The sequence below is a fragment of the Bradyrhizobium sp. STM 3809 genome (assembly GCF_000239795.1).
GTDB lineage: Bacteria > Pseudomonadota > Alphaproteobacteria > Rhizobiales > Xanthobacteraceae > Bradyrhizobium.
In genome coordinates, this window is record NZ_CAFJ01000224.1 from 1 (window position 1) to 17,046 (window position 17,046).

General features: G+C 67.3%; 15 protein-coding genes. 5 read left to right on the forward strand and 10 right to left on the reverse strand.

The features are described 5' to 3' along the window. Window positions 1-21: 21 nt before the first annotated feature. The 4 genes from BRAS3809_RS12190 to BRAS3809_RS12205 form a co-directional block, all read right to left on the reverse strand. Window positions 22-1,101 (reverse strand): BMP family ABC transporter substrate-binding protein, encoded by a 1,080-nt coding sequence (locus tag BRAS3809_RS12190; protein ID WP_008962396.1) that lies wholly within the window; start codon window positions 1,099-1,101, stop codon window positions 22-24. Between the two features lie 81 nt (window positions 1,102-1,182). Continuing rightward, window positions 1,183-2,100, reverse strand: coding sequence for an ABC transporter permease (locus BRAS3809_RS12195; protein WP_035656172.1), 918 nt, complete (start codon window positions 2,098-2,100; stop codon window positions 1,183-1,185). After that, on the reverse strand, window positions 2,087-3,178 hold the full coding sequence (locus BRAS3809_RS12200) for an ABC transporter permease (protein WP_008962398.1): 1,092 nt from the start codon (window positions 3,176-3,178) through the stop codon (window positions 2,087-2,089). Before BRAS3809_RS12200 ends, BRAS3809_RS12195 begins: the two co-directional genes overlap by 14 nt. Next, complete coding sequence (locus tag BRAS3809_RS12205; RefSeq protein WP_008962399.1) at window positions 3,162-4,730, reverse strand: ABC transporter ATP-binding protein; 1,569 nt, start codon at window positions 4,728-4,730, stop codon at window positions 3,162-3,164. Before BRAS3809_RS12205 ends, BRAS3809_RS12200 begins: the two co-directional genes overlap by 17 nt. Before the next feature lie 577 nt (window positions 4,731-5,307). On the opposite strand from BRAS3809_RS12205, the gene BRAS3809_RS12210 reads away from it, so the two are divergent. Further along, on the forward strand, window positions 5,308-6,429 hold the full coding sequence (locus tag BRAS3809_RS12210) for a hypothetical protein (RefSeq protein WP_008962400.1): 1,122 nt from the start codon (window positions 5,308-5,310) through the stop codon (window positions 6,427-6,429). Between the two features lie 63 nt (window positions 6,430-6,492). Here the strand turns inward: BRAS3809_RS12210 and BRAS3809_RS12215 are convergent, their stop codons facing one another. Beyond that, on the reverse strand, window positions 6,493-7,014 hold the full coding sequence (locus BRAS3809_RS12215; protein ID WP_083839094.1) for a nucleoside deaminase: 522 nt from the start codon (window positions 7,012-7,014) through the stop codon (window positions 6,493-6,495). A 113-nt stretch (window positions 7,015-7,127) separates the two neighbouring features. Here BRAS3809_RS12215 and BRAS3809_RS12220 point away from each other — a divergent pair, with 113 nt between their 5' ends. Further along, a complete protein-coding gene (locus BRAS3809_RS12220) occupies window positions 7,128-8,087 on the forward strand; it encodes a cation diffusion facilitator family transporter (protein ID WP_008962402.1) in 960 nt (319 codons plus the stop codon). Window positions 8,088-8,089: 2 nt separating this feature from the next. Here the strand turns inward: BRAS3809_RS12220 and BRAS3809_RS12225 are convergent, their stop codons facing one another. Both BRAS3809_RS12225 and BRAS3809_RS12230 read right to left on the reverse strand, forming a co-directional pair. Beyond that, window positions 8,090-8,329, reverse strand: coding sequence for a DUF378 domain-containing protein (locus BRAS3809_RS12225; protein WP_008962403.1), 240 nt, complete (start codon window positions 8,327-8,329; stop codon window positions 8,090-8,092). Window positions 8,330-8,402: 73 nt separating this feature from the next. Next, window positions 8,403-9,542: an MFS transporter gene (locus tag BRAS3809_RS12230; protein ID WP_008962404.1), complete on the reverse strand. Its 1,140-nt coding sequence runs from the start codon at window positions 9,540-9,542 to the stop codon at window positions 8,403-8,405. 190 nt (window positions 9,543-9,732) lie between these two features. On the opposite strand from BRAS3809_RS12230, the gene BRAS3809_RS12235 reads away from it, so the two are divergent. Continuing rightward, window positions 9,733-10,719 (forward strand): 2-dehydro-3-deoxygalactonokinase, encoded by a 987-nt coding sequence (locus BRAS3809_RS12235; protein ID WP_008962405.1) that lies wholly within the window; start codon window positions 9,733-9,735, stop codon window positions 10,717-10,719. Between the two features lies 1 nt (window position 10,720). After that, window positions 10,721-11,362, forward strand: a complete 642-nt coding sequence (locus BRAS3809_RS12240) for a 2-dehydro-3-deoxy-6-phosphogalactonate aldolase (RefSeq protein ID WP_008962406.1) — start codon at window positions 10,721-10,723, stop codon at window positions 11,360-11,362. A gap of 101 nt (window positions 11,363-11,463) precedes the next feature. On the opposite strand, the gene BRAS3809_RS12245 is transcribed toward BRAS3809_RS12240, so the two are convergent. Next, window positions 11,464-14,118 carry a flavin-containing monooxygenase gene (locus BRAS3809_RS12245; RefSeq protein ID WP_008962407.1) on the reverse strand — a complete coding sequence of 885 codons (2,655 nt, stop codon included), beginning with the start codon at window positions 14,116-14,118 and terminating at the stop codon, window positions 11,464-11,466. Between the two features lie 288 nt (window positions 14,119-14,406). On the opposite strand from BRAS3809_RS12245, the gene serA reads away from it, so the two are divergent. Then, window positions 14,407-15,654: a phosphoglycerate dehydrogenase gene (serA, locus tag BRAS3809_RS12250; protein WP_008962408.1), complete on the forward strand. Its 1,248-nt coding sequence runs from the start codon at window positions 14,407-14,409 to the stop codon at window positions 15,652-15,654. Here serA and BRAS3809_RS12255 read toward each other — a convergent pair. Beyond that, window positions 15,639-16,439, reverse strand: coding sequence for an ABC transporter ATP-binding protein (locus tag BRAS3809_RS12255; protein ID WP_008962409.1), 801 nt, complete (start codon window positions 16,437-16,439; stop codon window positions 15,639-15,641). The genes serA and BRAS3809_RS12255 overlap by 16 nt on opposite strands. A gap of 3 nt (window positions 16,440-16,442) precedes the next feature. Next, window positions 16,443-17,046, reverse strand: a 604-nt coding sequence (locus BRAS3809_RS12260) for an ABC transporter permease (RefSeq protein ID WP_035656174.1), incomplete at its 5' end; no start/stop codon positions are given.

The following is a 17,046-nucleotide window of genomic DNA, read 5'->3' on the forward strand; positions in this document are numbered from 1 at the left end:
AGTTGACGAATGCGCGCTCGCCTACTTGCCCGGCAGCTTGTCGTCGACGCCCTTGACGTAGAAGTTCATGCCGAGGATCTGGCCGTCGGCGAGATGGTCGCCGCCCTTGCACTCGACCTCCTTGCCGTCCTGCGCCACGACCGGGCACTTGAACGGATGCAGCTTGCCGGCGGTGATCGCGGCCTGGGTCTCCTCGGCCATCTTCTTCACGTCGTCGGGCATGTTGGTGTAGGGCGCCATCTCGAACATCTTGGAGTCGAGGCCGCCCCAGGTGTCCTCGGACTTCCAGGTGCCGTCGAGCTCGGCCTTGACGCGGGCGATGTAGTAGGGGCCCCAGGTGTCGAGGATCGAGGTCAGCTGCGCCTTCGGGCCGAACTTGATCATCTCGGAATCCTGGCCGAAGGCGAGCTTGCCGCGCTCGGCCGCGACCTGCATCGCCGCCGGGCTGTCGGTGTGCTGCATGATGATGTCGGCGCCCTGGTCGAGCAGCGCCTTGGCGGCATCGGCCTCCTTGCCCGGATCGAACCAGGTGTTGACCCAGATGATCTTGACCTTGATGTTCGGATTGACGGACTGCGCGCCGAGCATGGTGGCGTTGATGCCGGAGACGACCTCGGGGATCGGGAACGAGCCGATATAGCCGAGCACGCCGCTCTTCGACATCTTGGCCGCGATCTGGCCCTGGATGTAGCGGCCCTGGTACCAGCGGCCCGAATAGGTCGACATGTTCTTGTCGCGCTTGTAGCCGGTGGCGTGCTCGAAATGCACGTTCGGGTACTTCTTGGCGACCTTCAAGGTCGGGTCCATGTAGCCGAACGAGGTGGTGAAGATCAGCTTGTTGCCGGCGCGGACCAGCTGCTCGATGGCGCGCTCGGAGTCAGGGCCTTCCGGCACGTTCTCGAGATAGGTGGTCTCGATCTTCTCGCCGAGCTCCTTGACCAGCGCCTGGCGTCCGAGCTCGTGCTGGTAGGTCCAGCCGAGATCGCCGATCGGGCCGAGATAGATGAAGCCGACCTTCAGCTTGTCGGCGGCGTGCGCCGCGCCGGCGATGCTCCCCGCCAGCACCAGCGCGGCGGCAGCGCCCAGAAGCCTTTTCATCATTGTCGATATCTCCAAACAGTGAGGGGAAAACGGGGTGATCCCAAGCGTCGCGCCCCATCGCAGGCGCCTGGGACGAAATCGTCAACGATCCGGCACGAACACCGTGCCGAGCGCCGCCGGCGCCGTCGAGCCGCCGGTGCGGGCGCGCGACAGCAGCACCAACACGATCACGGTGGCGAGGTAGGGCAGCGCCGACATGAATTGCGACGGGATCCCGACGCCGGCCCCTTGCGCATGCAGCTGCAGGATCGTCACCGCGCCGAACAGATAGGCGCCGATGACGAGGCGGCCCGGACGCCAGGAGGCGAACACGACCAGCGCCAGCGCGATCCAGCCGCGCCCGGCGGTCATGCCGGGAATGAAGAACGGCGTGTAGGCGAGCGGCAGATAGGCGCCGGCCAGTCCCGCGCAGGCGCCGCCGAACAGCACGGCGAGCATGCGGATGCGCAGCACGGGATAACCGAGCGCATGCGCGGAGACGTGATTGTCGCCGCAGGCGCGCAGCACCAGGCCGGCGCGGGTGCGATAGAGGAACCACCAGACGGCGACGATCAGGGCCACCGACAGATAGACGAAGGCATCCTCGCCGAACAGGATGCGGCCGACCAGCGGGATGTCGCTGAGACCGGGAATGGAGAGCTTGGGGGCGGTGGTGATGCGCTCGCCGACGAAGCGCGCGCCGATCAGGCCGGACAGTCCGATGCCGAGGATGGTCAGCGCCAGTCCGGTCGCCACCTGGTTGACCGCGAGGCCGAGCGTCATGAACGCGAAGATCAGTGACATCAGCATGCCGGCGACGATGCCGCACAACGCGCCGACGATGATCGAGCCGGACAGCCAGGCGCCACCGAAGCCGCAGGCGGCGCCGACGATCATCATGCCCTCGACGCCGAGGTTGAGAACGCCCGCGCGCTCGGTGACGAGCTCACCGGTCGCCGCCAGCAGCAGCGGCGTCGATGCGGCGAGCACCGACAGGATGATGGCTTCAACCAGCACCACTTTGCACCTGCCGCGACGTGAAGATGAGCTTGAAACGGTAGAGGATCAGGGAATCGCAGGCCAGCACGTAGAACAGCAGGATGCCCTGGAACACCTTGGTGACATCGAGCGGAATCTTCATCGTGATCTGGGCCTGCTCACCACCAATGAACGTCAGCGCGAGGAAAAGTCCTGCAATTAATATTCCAATCGGATTGAGCCGTCCGAGAAAGGCGACGATGATCGCGGTGAAGCCGTAGCCTGGCGAAATCCCGGGTTGCAGATGCCCGACCGGTCCGGCGACCTCGATGATGCCGGAGAGGCCGGCCAGCGCGCCCGAGACCGCGAAAGTCAGCAGTACCAGCTGATTGGCGTTGAAGCCGCCGAAGCGCGCGGCGCGCGGCGCGACGCCGACGACGCGGATCTCGAAGCCCTTGATGGTGCGGTCGAGCAGCACGAAGGCGCCGGCGACGACGATGAGCGCGATGAGGCTGCCGAGATGCAGCCGGCCGCCCTCGATCAGTACCGGCACGGTCGCGACCGGATCGAACTCCGCCGTGGTCGGGAAGTTGAAGCCGGCCGGATCGCGCCAGGGACCGCGGACGAGATAGTCGAGCAGGAGGTCGGCGACATAGACCAGCATCAGGCTGGTGAGGATCTCGCTGGCGCCGAACTTGACGCGGCACAGCGCCGGGATCAGCGCATAGAGCGCGCCGGCCGCGGCGCCGGCGACCAGCATCGCCGGCAGCACCCAGTGCCCGGCCTCCGTGCCTTGCGTCTTCACCGCGATCCAGCTGCCGGCCACGGCGCCGATCAGGAACTGGCCTTCGGCGCCGATGTTCCAGGCATTGGCGAGGTAGCACAGCGACAGGCCGATCGCGATCATCACCAGCGGCGTCGCCTTCACCGCGATCTCCTGCAGCGAATAGCCGTCGGTCAGCGGCGCGATGAAGTAGACGCCGAGCGCGGTGAGCGGGTTCTTACCGAGCACGGCGAACAGCACGCTCATGGTGACGAGCGTCAGCCCGATCGCGATCAGCGGCGACACCAGCGCAATGGTGCGCGAGCGCTCGGCGCGCTTCTCAAGCACCAGCTGCATGCGCGGCCTCCTTCTGGTCGAGACTGGCGCCGCCCATCAGCAGGCCGAGCTTCTCGCGCGTGGCCTCGGCGCGCGGCAGCGCCGGGGAGAGATGGCCGTGGAACATCACGGCGATGCGGTCGGCGATCTCCATCAGCTCGTCCAAGTCCTGGCTCGTGACCAGCACCGCGGCGCCCGCGCTGGCGAGATCGATCAGCGCCTGGCGGATGATCGCGGCCGCGCCGGCGTCGACGCCCCAGGTCGGCTGGTTGACGATCAGCACCGCGGGAGTCCGCAGGATCTCGCGGCCGACCACGAATTTCTGCAGGTTGCCGCCGGACAGGCTCGCGGCCTCCGGATCGCGCTTGGCCTTGCGGACGTCGAAGGTCTCGGTGGTGCGATCCACCGTGCGCAGCGTGGCGGCGGCATTGATGAAGCCGTGGCGGACCATGTCGCTGGCAGCATGGCCGGTGAGCAGCGCATTTTCCGACAATCGCATCCGCGGCGCGGTGCCGTGCCCGAGCCGCTCCTCGGGCACGAAGGCCGCGCCCATCTTGCGGCGCTGGGTGATCGAGAGGTTGCCGCAGGCGAGGCCGTCGATGATGATCGTTCCGGGCTCCTTGACCAGGCGTTCGCCGGAGAGCGCGGCAAACAACTCGTCCTGCCCGTTGCCGGCGACGCCCGCGATGCCCAGGATCTCACCACCCTTCAGCTCGAACGAGATGTTCTGCAGCCGGACACCATGCAATTCCGCCGGTGCGAGCGTGAGATCGTTGACGACCAGGCGCGGCACCGTCGTGCGCCGCTCGGCCGGAGGCTTCACCTCCTTGATCTCTGCGCCGACCATCATGCGCGCCAGCGACGCCGCCGTCTCGCTCTTGGGATTGCAGGTCGCGACCTTCCTGCCGCCGCGCAGGATCGTGGCGGTGTCGCACAGCCGCTTCACCTCGTCGAGCTTGTGGCTGATGTAGAGGATGGCGCGGCCTTCGGCCTTGAGGCGCTCCAGCACCACGAACAGCTGGTCCGCCTCCTGCGGCGTCAGCACGGCGGTCGGCTCGTCGAGGATCAGGAATTTCGGATTCTGCATCAGTGCGCGCACGATCTCGATCCGCTGCCGCTCGCCGACCGACAATTGCCAGACCTCGCGCTTGGGATCGAGCGGCAGGCCGTAGTCGCGGGCGACGTCGGCGAGCCGCTCGGAGATCGCCTTGAAAGGCTCCTTGCCATCGAGGCCGAGCGCCACGTTCTCTGCGACCGTCAGGTTGTCGAACAGCGAGAAGTGCTGGAACACCATGCCGATGCCGAGGGATCGCGCCTCGGCCGGCCCCGACAGCTTGACCGGCGCGCCCTGCCAGCGCAGTTCGCCAGCGCTCGGCTGCACCAGCCCGTAGATCGTCTTCACCAGGGTCGACTTGCCCGCGCCGTTCTCGCCGAGCAGCGCGTGGATCTCGCGTGGGAAGATCTCGATATCGACCGCATCGTTGGCGAGGAAGTCGCCATAGCGCTTCGTCAATCCGACCGTCTGCAGGAGCGGTTGTGTCTGATGAGGATCGGCAGGGCCGGGACTAAGCATCGTGCTGCGTCATGAGCAGTGAATGGAACTGCCTCAATTGTGAGCTAATTTGCCGCGACGCGTAAGAGGCGAAAAGCGTCATCCTCTGCTCAACTCTTGCTCAATCGGCCCGGCCCACGGGAGCTCGCCCGTGCGCCCCATAATCGGTTGCAGATGGTTCGTGCTGCAACAGCGAGGAAGCCGAGAACGGCGTTCTGAGATGTGGCACTTTTGCGACAGTTCCTGGAAATCAGCGGAACACGGCATCCTGCCCGTTAGATGAGCAGCGTCATGCAATGCGTCGGACAACGTCGCTTGCCGTGTTCGATCGAGCCTGCAAGTGCGTGGTTCTTCGTATTCCTGAGTTCCGAAAAACCTCAATGATCTGAAGTGGCAAGAGCGTTTCCATGGCGGACGGCGCCGCGGCCGCTCGTCGCATCATTGGGAACCCTGCGCATGCCCCGATGCGGCAATCGGGCGGAAGCTTGATGAAACTGCGGGCAATGCCTGGAGAAAGTTGAGGCTTCCAGCGTCCGGGGAACGGCGCAACTGTGCATGCAAGTCGGGAATCGGCGCTTGTTAACTGGGGGTGTTTGAGATGTCGTCCTACAAGTCCATTGCGGCTGCCATTGCGCTTGGCGCGGCAGCGCTCACGTCGGTCGGCAGTGCCGGCGCGGCTGATCTGCCAGCCAAGGCAATCGCCAAGAAGGCTCCGGCGGACCTGCCGTTCTTCCTCGTCGTCGATAACCGCGTCAGCTTCTCCTACATCTTCAATGCCCGCCAGCCGGGCGCCTGGACCGCGAACGCCAACGGCACCTTCAACCCCAATACCGCCAAGCAGGTCTATTCGTTCACCCACTTCGACGTGTGGGGCTACGGCACCAACTTCTTCACGATCTCGCTGTTCAAGTCCGACCACAACGACCCGGCCGGCCCCTGCACGCAGACCGGCGGCATCGTCTCGCCCAACGCCGGCTTCGCCTTCACGCCGGCGAGCTGCGCGGGCGCGACCGAGATCTACGGACTGTTCCGCTCGACCTTCGGCTGGAACCAGATCTTCAACACCAAGGCCTTCACGATGGGCCCGCTGCAGAACATCTCGTTCGAGGTGGGCATGGATGCCAATACCGAGAACCGCTACTTCGGGGCCGCCAAGCGTGACGTCGTTGCCGGTCTGCAGTTTGCGTTCAACCTGCCCTACAAGGGCTATTTCAACGTCGCGCCGTTGATGTACTGGGAGTTCGCCAACCACAACTCGTTCTCGCAGTGCGGCGCCGGCTGGTCGGCCCCCTGTATCGCCGACGGCAACACCTCGTTCAAGCCGACCTGGGCGGTCGAGACCAACTACTACATGGATCTCGGCTTCCTGCCCGAGAACATGCAGTTCTTCTCGATCTCGGGCCGTGCCGGCTGGTACGGCAAGAAGGGCACCGACACCGAGCCGCTTCCGGCCAGCGTCGCGAACGGCGTGTATCCGACCAAGGTCGAGTTCAACTCGGAGCCGATCCGCCTGACCTTCGATGCGTCCAAGGCGATGTGGGGCGAGAAGCAGAGCCACATGATCGACGTCTGGGTCGCCTATCGCTACTGGCAGAACAAGTTCGGCCTCGACCACAACAATGCGGTCGGCTGCTCCGTGGCCGGAGCCGGCGGCAACCGCATCAGCACCGGTGCCTGCACCGAGTCCTCGCTGTATTCGGGCGTGACCGTCAAGTTCTGATCGGCCTGACCAATGACAAAGGGCGCTGCGGCTCGGCCGCGGCGCCTTTTTCCGTGTCGCCCGTTACTTGTCCCACACCCCGACATGCAGCGCGGCGGCTTCGTCCTCCAGCAGCGGGCCTGAGACCTGGGTCTCCCGCTGACCGCTGGCGAACACCTCGCGGCAGGGCAGGTCGAGCGTCGGATTTTCCGGATGGTTGCCGGTGAAGTCGCGCAGCCGCCGTTCGCTCAAGCCATAGACCACCCGGCCGATGCCGGCCCAATAGATCGCGCCGGCGCACATCGCGCAGGGCTCGGCCGACGAATACAGCGTTGAGGTTGCCCGGACCTCCGGTGTGATCGACCTACAGGCCTGCGTCGCGACCAGCCGCTCCGCATGCGCCGTGGCATCGTGGTCGGGCATGTAGCCATTCTCGGCCTCGATCAGCACGTGGCCATCGCTGTCGACCAGGATGGCCGCAAACGGATGATTGCCGTGCGACATTGCGCGGCGGGCGACAGCAAAGCTCTGGCGCAGGAAGTGGGCGTCACGCGCGTGTCTGTCGTCAGAGCCGCTCCCGACCTCTTGACCCACCTCGCCTGTCATCATCTCGCTCCGTTGCGCCTGCGCGATCCTGATCGTTCCGGGGACGCGGCGCAAGGGAACCGCGCCGGACAAGCGGCGTTGCCCGGCGCATGAACGACGAAGGCGGGGGTGTCATGGCAGCGACCACGGATTCCAGAATTGCCGTCTACGCTGCCTTGGCCGGCAACCTGCTCGTCGCATGCACCAAGATCGCGGCGGCGGTCTGGACCGGCAGCTCGGCGATGATGAGCGAGGCCATTCATTCGGTCGTCGACACCGCCAACGAGCTCCTGCTGCTCTACGGCTTCCACCGCGCCGGCCGTCCGCCCGATCGCGGACACCCGCTCGGCCACGGCCGCGAGCTCTACTTCTGGAGCTTCATCGTCGCGCTGTTGCTGTTCGCGCTCGGCGCGGGCGTGTCGCTGTACGAGGGCGTCGCGCACCTGATGCATCCGGCGCCGATCGAGGACCCCACGGTCAACGCCATCGTGCTCGGTCTGTCATTCGTGTTCGAGGCCGGCTCCTGGTGGGTGGCGGTGCGGCGCTTCCGTGCGGCCGCACCAGGCCTCTCCTTGATCGAGGCGTTCCGCCGCAGCAAGGATCCGCCGGCATTCATGGTGGTGTTCGAAGACACTGCGGCGCTGATCGGCATCGTGATCGCGGCCGCCGCGACCGCTGCGGCGGTCGCATGCGACGAGCCGGTCTGGGACGGCGTCGGCTCGATCCTGATCGGGCTGCTGCTTGCTGTGACCTCGATGGTGCTGGCGCGGGAGAGCAAGAGCCTCTTGATCGGCGAGCCAGCCGATCCTGAGCTTGCGGACGCGGTGCTCGAACTCGTGCGCTCGTCGGAAGGCGTGCTCGCCGCCAATGGTCTGCTGACGGTGCAACTGTCTCCGCAGCAGGTGGTCGTGGCGCTCAGCATCGAGTTCGCCGACGATCTGCGCGCCGACGACATCGAGCGTGCCGTGGTGACGATCGAGACCGCGCTGCGCGCCCGGTACCCGCTGATCGCCGCGCTGTTCGTCAAGCCGCAGACCGGTGCACGCTATCGTGAAACGCGCGCGCGCCGGTTGCGAGGCTCGGCTCCGGCCTGACGTCAGCGATAGACGACGTCGCTGCGCGTCGACGACAGCCGCACCAGCATGCCGATCTGGTAGATCGCCGCCAGCGCCACCAGGATGTAGACGATCCGGGCAATCGGCGATGAGGTCGCGGTTTCGGCGGCGCCGTTGCCGAAGATGGCGGTGACGAGATCGACATCGAACAGGCCGACGAGGCCCCAGTTCAATCCGCCGATGATGACGAGAACGAGAGTGATGATGTTGAGTGCCCGCATGTTTCTGCTCCTTGGCCAAGGCATCTGCCGAGGCATCTGATGCGGGGTCAAACCGGGGTCGCGTGGCCCGTTCCTATTGCGGCGCAGCTGCGACGAAGGGAGCGCTGACGAGCACGAGGATCAGCAGCCCGGCCAGGATCCAGAACGCCGTCGCCAGGCTGGTGGCCGCAGCTACGAAGCCGATGCCGGCGGGTCCCAGCAGCACGCCGGAGTAGCCCGCCGTGGTGACGGCCGCGACCGCAAGGCCGACCGGCATCGCGCTCTGCGCGCCGGCGCGGCGAAACAGGACGGGGACGAGGTTCGATGCGCCGGCGCCGATCAGAGCAAACCCTGAGATGGCGGCCATGATCGAGGGAATGACCAGCAGCATGATGAAGCCCGTCATCGCGATGACGCTGCCCCACAGCAAGGTGGCGCGATCGCCGATGCGCGCGACGACGCCGTCACCGACCAGACGGCCCGCCGTCATGGCGATCGAGAACATGATGTAGCCGAGCCCGGCCTGTGCGGCCGGCAGGCGGCCGGAGCCGGTCAGCAGCAGGGCGCTCCAGTCGAGCATGGCGCCCTCGACCAGGAACATGATCGCGGCGAGTGCCGCCAGCAGCAGCACCGCGCCATGAGGAAGCACCAGCAGCGGACCCGGTTCGGCCGGCTTGCTCGCCATCAGTCGCGGCGCGGCAACGATCATCGCGGCCACGGCCAGGGCGCTGCAGATGATCGTGCCCGGCAGCGGCGTGATGCCGAAGGCGAGCAGCGCGGTCATGACGCCGGAGCCGGCAAAGCCGCCGATGCTGAATTGCGCATGGAAGCCGGACATCAGCGGCCGTTCGCTCAGCCGCTCGACCTCGATCGCCTGGATGTTGACGGCGACGTCGAGCGAGCCGAGCGCCGCTCCGAACCCGAACAGCGCCGCGGCCAGGGTCACGGGCGTGGACGCGATGGTCAGCGGCGGGAGGAGAAGCCCGAGAGCGAGGCCGCTGACGACGACGACGGGCTTGCTGCCATAGCGCGCGCTCACGAGACCGGCAGCCAGCATCGAGGCGACCGAACCGACGCCGAGCGACAGCAGCAACAGCCCGAGCGTGGCGTCGTCGACGCCGAGCCGCTGCTTGGCGAACGGCACCAGCGGCGCCCAGCAGGCGATGCCGAAGCCGGCGACGAAGAAGGCGAGGCGGGTCGCGAGCCGCGCCGCGCGGTGGTCCGTGATGGTCATGAATGAGGTCCGGCGAGGCGGGCGCGGGCAGCGCGTCAGGGCGGCAAGGAATGAGCGCACGGCGCCCGAGAATAGCCGGGAAGCCGCACGACGATGAGGTCTCGCTTGTCGGTCGCCTCTATCATGCCTATAGGGCTTGCTCCACCCTTGCAGCGGTCCGACCGTGTCGCAGCAACACCGCGGAGGAACGATGAGCTCGGCAGACGTGTCCAACGCAGTCTCGTCCAACGCAGCCTCGTCCAAGGCGGTCTCCTCCAAGGCGGCCTTTTCGAAGGCGGCCATTGTCGCGGTCGACTGGGGAACCTCGAGCTTCCGCGCCTGGCTGATCGCGGCCGACGCGACCGAGCTGGCCGAGAGCCGCAGCAACGAGGGCATGCTACATTGTGCGACGTCGGGTTTCGCGCCCGTGCTGCGTGCTCATCTTGCCAAGCTCGAAGCGCCCACCGAGGCCCCCGTGCTGATCTGCGGCATGGCCGGCGCGCGGCAGGGCTGGGTGGAGGCGCCCTATCTTCACACCCCGACCCGGCTGGATGCGTTGCACGCGGCAGCGATCCGCGTCGAGACCGACGGCGACGTCCGGATCCTGCCCGGGCTCGCGCAGGCGCGCGCCGACGCACCCGATGTGATGCGCGGCGAGGAAACCCAGCTGCTCGGCGTGACCGAGCCGGACTTCACCGGCGTCGTCTGCATTCCCGGCACCCACAGCAAATGGATCCGGATCGACCGCGGCGCAGTGGTTGCGTTCGCGACCTACATGACGGGCGAGCTGTTCGCGGTGATGTCCGAGCACAGTATTCTCAAGCACGCGGTCGAGTCAGAGGTCGCCGCGGAGGATGGGCCCGAGTTTCGCGCCGGCCTCGCATCGGCGCTGTCGTCGCCGGCGAGCTTGAGCAATACGCTGTTCCGGCTGCGCGCCGCGCAGCTGCTCGGCTTCGAGACGCGGTCCGCGGGAGCGGCGCGTCTGTCGGGAGTTCTGATCGGCAGCGAGATCGCCGACGCCCGGGCGCGCTTCGGCGCAGACGGTCCGGTGAGGTTGATCGGCGCGGGCCGGCTCGGCGGTCTCTATCGCGCGGCGCTGGCGGCGAGCGGGTTCACCGTGCATGAATGCGATGCCGAGCAAGCGTCGCGCCGCGGCCTGATCAAGGCCGCATGGCAGATCTGGGGAGCGCGTTCCTGACATGACACAGTCCGTGGTCTGGCCCAACGTCAAGCGGTCGCTCGTCGCGATCCTCCGCGGCATCAAGCCGGACGAGGCCGAGGGCATCGTCGAGGTCCTGGTCGAAGCCGGTTTCGAGATGATCGAGGTGCCGCTCAACTCGCCGGATCCGTTCGTGTCGATCGAGCGCCTCGCCAGCCGTTTCGGCAAGGACTGCCTGATCGGCGCCGGCACGGTGGTCAATGCGTCGGATTGCGTGCGGGTCGCCGAGGCCGGCGGGCGGTTGATGGTCAGCCCGAACGTCGATGCCGAAGTGCTGGCCACGGCGCAGGCCTATGACATGGTGACGATGCCCGGCGTGTTCACGCCGACAGAAGCCTTCCTCGCGCTGCGCTGCGGCGCCTCGGCGCTGAAATATTTTCCCGCGTCCGTGCTCGGGCCGTCGGGGATCGCGGCCCAGCTTGCGGTGCTGCCGAAGGGCGTCGTGGTGGGAGCCGTCGGCGGCGTCTCAGATGCGAATCTCGCCGGCTATGTCGCGGCCGGCGTGCGCGCCTTCGGCCTGGGCTCGAGCCTGTACAAGCCGGGTATGACCGCGAGCGACGTGCGCAAGACCGCCTGGGCCTCGGTGCATGCCTATGACGCGGCGATCGCGGCCGTTGGCTGACGGCGTCGATTTCTTTCACTCTTATTGCAGGCTCGGCATCAGCTCGACGGCCCGCAGGTCTGCGGGCCGTCTCGATGTCGATCGGCCTCGGCCGCGCTTCGTCAGCTCGCCGCGGCGTTGATCTCCGGCGAGCCGCTGTCCTCACCGGATTGGGTGAAGGCCTGCAGCGCTTCCGCCATCTGGATGCGACCGCCGACGCCGGTGATGACGACGTCGACCATCGTGAACGACGAGTGGAAGTGGCCACGCGCCTTCAACTGTCCGACCGGCACACCGGCCGCGGCGAGCGCTTCCGCATAGGCGACACCCTCATCGCGCAGCGGATCGAACTCGCAGGTGACGATATAGGCCGGCGGCAGTCCCTTCAGCTGGCCGCGCAGCGGCGACACCCGGGGATCGGTGCGGTCAGCCGGCGAGCAGTAGATGTCCCAGAACCAGAACATCAGCCCGCGCGTCAGGAAGTAGCCGGCGGCATTCTCGGCGTAGGACGGACGATCGAAGCTGCAATCGGTGACCGGACAGACCAGCAGCTGGCCGCCGATCGCCGGCCCGCCGCGGTCGCGCGCCAGCTGGCAGGTGACGGCGGCGATGTTGCCGCCCGCGCTCCAGCCGGCCACCAGCACCGGCCCCTCGCGGCCGCCGAGCTCGGCGGCATGCTCGGCGACCCACTTGGCTGCGGCATAGCCGTCCTCGGCCGCTGCGGGGAAGCGGTGCTCCGGCGCGTGGCGGTAGTTCACGCTGACGAAGATCATGTTGGAGCGGCGGCACAGGTCGCGGCAGAACGGATCGTCCGACTGCTCGTCGCCGAGCACCCAGCCGCCGCCGTGGAAGTACACGACGATCGGATGCGGGCCCGGCGTCGCCGGACGGTAGAGGCGGTAGGCGAGGGGACCCTCGGCGCCCGGCAGCGTTCCGTCCTTCACTTCGCCGACGGGGCGCCCCGGCGGCCGGGCCTTGTTGAACTCGGCGACGAAGTCGCGTGCGCCTTGCGCGCCCATCGATTCGATCGGCGGCAGGTTCATCTCGGTGAGCATGTTCAGCACCAGCCGGACATCCGGCTGCAGCTTCACGATCTCACCGTCGTTGCACTGGGTCGCGCCGCCCGGTCCCGTGAGCTTGAAGCCGAGCATGCCGCGGCTGACGACCTCGTTGCAGATGCCGCGATAGGGACCGACGCCGCCGGTATAGGGCATCAAGGTCTGCGGCTTGCCGGGCACGTTGGCGCCCGTGTACCAGGTGTTGGCGAGCCGGTGCAGCGTCACGGTCGAGCAGTCCGCCATGTGGCGCATCCAGCCGGCCTGCGCGGTCTCGGTCGGCTCGATCGTGGTGAAGCCGGCGTCGCGCAGCGCGGCCAGCCGATCGACCACGAAGTCGACATGCTGCTCGATCGACACCGCCATGTTCGACAGCACCGATGGGCTGCCGGGACCGGTGATGAGGAACAGATTCGGGAAGCCGGCGACGGTCAGTCCGAGATAGGTCTCCGGGCCATCGGCCCAGCTGTCGTCGAGCGACTTGCCGCCGCGGCCCTTGATCGGATGCACGGCGCGGATCGCGCCGGTCATGGCGTCGAAGCCGGTCGCGAACACGATGACGTCGACGTCGAAGCTGCGCCTGTCGGTCTTGATCGCGCCCGTGGTGATCGATGCGATCGGCTCCTTGCGCAGGTTCACCAGCGTCACGTTCGGACGGTTGAACGTCGCGTAGTAGTTGGTGTCGAGGCACGGACGCTTGGCGCCGAACGGATGATCGTGAGGCGTGAGCGCCTCGGCCGTTTCGGGATCCTTGACGATCTCGCGGATCTTCTCGCGGATGAGATCGGCGAGCAGTGCGTTGCCGTCGGCATCGACGCCCTGGTCGGCCCAGAGCTGCGTCAGCATGCCGACGAGGTCGCCCGAGGCCCACATCTTCTCGAAGCGCTCGCGACGCTCGGCCTCGCTCAGCGCCCAGCTGAATTCCGTCGCAGGCGGGATCGGCACGCCGGTCATCGACCAGCGCGCCTGCTCGCGCAAGGCATTGCGATCCTGCGCCAGCTGGGCGGCGCGATCCGCCGGCAGCGGGCCGTTATGCGCCGGAAGCGCGAAGTTCGGCGTGCGCTGGAATACGGTGAGCTGCGCGGCCTGCTCGGCGATGATCGGGATCGACTGGATGCCCGAGGAGCCGGTGCCGATGACTGCGACGCGCTTGCCGCGGAGGTCGACGCCGTCATGCGGCCAGCGGCTGGTGAAGTAGATCTCGCCCTTGAAATCATGCACGCCGTCGATCTCCGGCGGCTTCGGCTGCGACAGGCAGCCGGTCGCCATGATGTAGTGGCGGCAGGACACGGCAGGACCTTTGTCAGTGGTCAGCAGCCAGCGCTGCTGGGATTCGTCCCAGGCGGCGCCGAGCACGCGGGTGCCGAAGCGGATATCGCGGCGCAGGTCATAGCGATCGGCGACGAAGCCGAGATAGCGCAGGATCTCCGGCTGGGTGGCGTATTTCTCCGACCACTGCCAGGCGGTCTCGAGCTCGGGATCGAAGGTGTAGCTGTAGTCGACGGTCTGGATGTCGCAGCGGGCGCCGGGATAGCGGTTCCAATACCAGGTGCCGCCGACATCGTTGGCGGTATCGAGCGCCACGGTCGAGAAACCGGCCTTGCGCAGCCGGTGCAGCAGGTACAACCCCGCAAATCCGGCGCCGACGACGGCGACGTCCACCGTCTGGGTTTCGCCGTGAATAGCCTCCTGCGGGCGTGCCTCGACCAGACCGTCTGACATGCTGACCTCCCGATGATTTTGTGATTGCCGGGAAGGCTAGCGTTGCTCGCCTGGTTTGTCAGCACACAAAGTAACGATCTGCGGTTGTTGCGCCGCAAGAAGCGGCGTGAATCCGGTATGCCAGGCGCCGTTTTTGCATCGCCGCTCAAATTGCCGTTGCGGAGTGGACAAGATGCTGAGAAAGCGACAGAAAGCGCTCCTGCCGCGGCGCATTCACCAAGTTTCAACGCATCGCGACTGTAACACCTGCAACACGACGCCACACCCACGATCAACCAGGCCAGGCCCATGCCGCTCTCGCTGCCCAAGCAAAAGATCCGCGTTCTGCTCCTCGAGGGCGTGAACGACTCGGCCGTCCGCATGTTCGAGGCCAGCGGCTATACCGAGGTCGAACGGCTGCCCAAGGCGCTCGGCTCGGCGGAATTGAAGCGGATGCTGTCCGGCGTTCACATGCTCGGCATCCGCTCGCGGACGAATCTGACCGCCGATGTGCTGCAGGCCGCCGACCGGCTGATGGCCGTGGGCTGCTTCTCGGTCGGCACCAACCAGGTCGATCTCGATGCGGCGCGGCGGCTCGGCATTCCCGTCTTCAACGCGCCCTATTCGAACACCCGCAGCGTCGCCGAGCTGACCATCGCCGAGGTCGTGATGCTGATGCGGCGGATCTTCCCGCGCTCGGTGTCGGCGCATGCCGGCGGCTGGGACAAGTCGGCCAATGGCAGCCGCGAGGTGCGCGGCAAGACGCTCGGCATCGTCGGCTACGGCAATATCGGCTCGCAGCTCTCGAACCTCGCCGAGGCGATGGGCATGCGGGTGATCTTCTTCGATCTCACCGACAAGCTCCGTCACGGCAATACCGAGCCGGTCGAGAGCCTCGACGACCTGCTGGCGACGAGCGACGTCGTCTCGCTGCACGTGCCGGAGACGCCGGCGACCGCCAACATGATCGGCGAGCGCCAGATCCGGCACATGAAGGACGGCGCCTACCTCATCAACAATTCGCGCGGCACGGTGGTCGACATCGAGGCGCTCGCCAGCGCGCTGCGCGACGGCAAGCTGTCGGGCGCCGCCGTTGACGTGTTCCCGGTGGAGCCGGCGTCGAATGCCGATCCGTTCGTCTCGCCGCTGCAGGGCCTGCCCAACGTGATCCTGACCCCGCATGTCGGCGGCTCCACCGAGGAGGCGCAGGACCGCATCGGCGGCGAGGTCGCGCGCAAGCTGATCGACTACTCCGACGTCGGTTCGACCTTCGGCGCGGTGAACTTCCCGCAGGTGCAGTTGCCGGCGCGACCGACCGGCACGCGTTTCATCCACGTCCACCGCAACGTGCCGGGCGTGTTGCGCCAGGTCAACGAGGCCGTGTCACGGCACAACATCAACATCCTCGCGCAATATCTGCAGACCGATCCGGAAGTCGGCTATGTCGTGCTGGAAACCGACGTGGTCGGCGGCGAAGGCGAGGAACTGCTGTCGGAGCTTCGCGCGGTGGACGGCACGATCCGCGTGCGCGTGCTGTACGATCACGACCGTCCCTGAGGCTTGCGCCATCGCGCAATGCTCACGATGCGGGCCGCGCTCTCGCGAGCCGGCGCCGGCAAGGATGAGGCCGGTCGCAGCAAGGCCTCAGTGACGCCCGGCGTGCGCAGCAGCCTGGCGGCGGTTTCGAAAATGACGGCCTCATCGTCGCAGGGGCGATTGGCCAGTGCGGCGACGATGCTGGCCGGGCGTGGCGACAGCACGATGATGCGGTCTGCCAGGCGCACCGCCTCGGCGATGTCGTGGGTGACGAGCAGCGCGGCGATGCCGGCCTGATCCACCTCGCTGCGGATCATTCGCTGCATGTCGCGCCGCAGGCCGACATCGAGCGCCGAGAACGGCTCGTCGAGCAGCAGCAGGTCCGGTGCCACCGCGAGCGCCCGTGCCAGCCCGACGCGCTGGCGCATGCCGCCGGACAGCGCGTGCGGGCGCTTGCCGAGGTCGCTCACATCGAAGCCCAAGCGCAGCAGGATGCGCCGCGCCTGGTCGTCGCGCATGGCCTTGGCCAGCCCCAGCGCCTTCAGACCGAAGCCGGCATTGTCGAGCGCGGTCATCCACGGCGCGAGCCGCGAATCCTGAAATACGAAGGCTGCGCGCGCAAAATCGTTCGTCACGCGGCCGGCCGTCGGGCGCAGCGCGCCGGCGGCCAGCCGCAGCAGCGTGGTCTTGCCGCAGCCGGAGGGGCCGAGCACGGCGACGAATGCGCCGGCTGCGACCTGGAGATCGACGGCATCGATGACCGTCGTCCCGGCAAACCGCATCGCCAGATTGCTGATGTCGAGCATGTGTCAGCCGAGTTCGTTGGCGGGCGCGCGCCGCGTCGCCGCCCATCCTCTGAGTGGCGCGACAAAAACGAGGTCGCAGGCCAGCACCAGCAGCATCACCAGGATGATCCACGCCATCGTCTCCGGCAGATCGAGATGCGCCCGCGCGGTGGCCAGGCGTCCACCGATGCCGGTGCCGCTGCCCATCACCTCCGACATCACGCAGACCTTCCAGGCGAAGCCGAGCGCGGTGGCCGCCGCGGGCAGCAACTGGTCGAGCAACTGCGGCAGGTCGATGTCGATCCAGGTCAGCCGGCGCGAGGCGTGATAGAGCCGCGCCATCTCGGCAAGCCCGGGATCGCGCGCATCGAGGCCCTGCAGGCCCGCGAAGAAGATGATCGGAAACACGGTGATCGCCACCGTGAACGCCGGCATGAAGCCGGACGCGCCGAACCAGAGGAAGGCGAGCACGAGCCACGCCACAGGCGGGATGCCCAGGAACGCCGTCGTGACCGGCTGCAATGCAAAGCGCAGGCGTTGCGACGAGGCGGCGAGGATGGCCAGTCCGCCGCCGATGCCACAGCCGTACAGCCATCCGGTCAGCGACTGCACCGCGGTGATCCGGAGC

Excerpts from the sequence above, each read along its gene's own strand:
- BRAS3809_RS12190 (WP_008962396.1), bottom strand. The coding sequence starts at position 1,101 with ATGATGAAAAGGCTTCTGGGCGCTGCCGCCGCGCTGGTGCTGGCGGGG.
- BRAS3809_RS12200 (WP_008962398.1), bottom strand. The coding sequence starts at position 3,178 with ATGCAGCTGGTGCTTGAGAAGCGCGCCGAGCGCTCGCGCACCATTGCG.
- BRAS3809_RS12205 (WP_008962399.1), bottom strand. The coding sequence starts at position 4,730 with ATGCTTAGTCCCGGCCCTGCCGATCCTCATCAGACACAACCGCTCCTG.
- BRAS3809_RS12210 (WP_008962400.1), top strand. The coding sequence starts at position 5,308 with ATGTCGTCCTACAAGTCCATTGCGGCTGCCATTGCGCTTGGCGCGGCA.
- BRAS3809_RS12215 (WP_083839094.1), bottom strand. The coding sequence starts at position 7,014 with ATGACAGGCGAGGTGGGTCAAGAGGTCGGGAGCGGCTCTGACGACAGA.
- BRAS3809_RS12220 (WP_008962402.1), top strand. The coding sequence starts at position 7,128 with ATGGCAGCGACCACGGATTCCAGAATTGCCGTCTACGCTGCCTTGGCC.
- BRAS3809_RS12225 (WP_008962403.1), bottom strand. The coding sequence starts at position 8,329 with ATGCGGGCACTCAACATCATCACTCTCGTTCTCGTCATCATCGGCGGA.
- BRAS3809_RS12230 (WP_008962404.1), bottom strand. The coding sequence starts at position 9,542 with ATGACCATCACGGACCACCGCGCGGCGCGGCTCGCGACCCGCCTCGCC.
- BRAS3809_RS12235 (WP_008962405.1), top strand. The coding sequence starts at position 9,733 with ATGAGCTCGGCAGACGTGTCCAACGCAGTCTCGTCCAACGCAGCCTCG.
- BRAS3809_RS12240 (WP_008962406.1), top strand. The coding sequence starts at position 10,721 with ATGACACAGTCCGTGGTCTGGCCCAACGTCAAGCGGTCGCTCGTCGCG.
- BRAS3809_RS12245 (WP_008962407.1), bottom strand. The coding sequence starts at position 14,118 with ATGTCAGACGGTCTGGTCGAGGCACGCCCGCAGGAGGCTATTCACGGC.
- serA (WP_008962408.1), top strand. The coding sequence starts at position 14,407 with ATGCCGCTCTCGCTGCCCAAGCAAAAGATCCGCGTTCTGCTCCTCGAG.
- BRAS3809_RS12255 (WP_008962409.1), bottom strand. The coding sequence starts at position 16,439 with ATGCTCGACATCAGCAATCTGGCGATGCGGTTTGCCGGGACGACGGTC.